The organism is Thalassobacterium maritimum (assembly GCF_031127805.1).
Taxonomy (GTDB): domain Bacteria; phylum Verrucomicrobiota; class Verrucomicrobiia; order Opitutales; family Coraliomargaritaceae; genus Thalassobacterium; species Thalassobacterium maritimum.
Genome location: NZ_JARXHW010000189.1, coordinates 1 through 713, shown reverse-complemented (window position 1 = coordinate 713; position 713 = coordinate 1). Strand labels below are relative to the sequence as shown.

The window sequence follows — 713 nt, the reverse complement described above, 5'->3', positions numbered from 1 at the left end:
ATGTATGAACTTATGACCATATTATCATTCCCTAAATGGTCGGACGCGTTAGAGGCGGCAGATTTACCGCTTAAGGAGCGTGACCGGCATCGCGTCATCATTAATTGGTACCTCGGGTATTTGAAACGGGAGTCGTCTCCAGTGACCAAAGTTTCGGCGCGTTGTTTCATCGAGCATCTTGTTGAAGCACGGCATCCAAAGCAATGGCAGTTGAGGCAGTGGACCGATGGCCTGAATTGGTTTTTTCGGGAGGCTCCGATTCGGCGTAATGTATCAGAGGTTCATTCGCTCGAGCCAAAGGAGACCTCCGCTGAGGTAGAGATGTCTTCGGATGCATCAAATGTGCCGAACGAGGGAGGTTTTGGTGATGGGCGGCAGCAGTATGCGCACACGCTGTCCGAGATACAGGCAAAGGTGCCTTTAGATCCGTGGTATGAAGAGACGGTGCGCTTAATGCGTGTTAGACAAATGGCTTTGCGAACGGAGGAAAGCTATTTGGGTTGGATTCGGCGCATGGAGCGTTTTTTGCAGCACAAGGATGGCTTGGAGGCCTTTGATGAGGCGGGTTTGAAGCGCTTCTTGAGTTATCTTGCGGTGGAAGAGGGGGTTGCTGCAGGCACGCAGCGTCAGGCTTTGAACGCGGGTGTCTTTTTTCTGCGCGAGGTGCGTAAAATGGAACTGGGAGATTTTAGCGACTATGTGAAGGCGAACCC

At 51.9% G+C, this 713-nt stretch carries 1 protein-coding gene; it reads left to right on the top strand.

Annotated elements, in window-relative coordinates:
- Positions 1-12: 12 nt before the first annotated feature.
- The coding region (locus QEH52_RS19975) for a site-specific integrase (RefSeq protein ID WP_308952728.1) at positions 13-713 on the top strand (701 nt) is incomplete at its 3' end.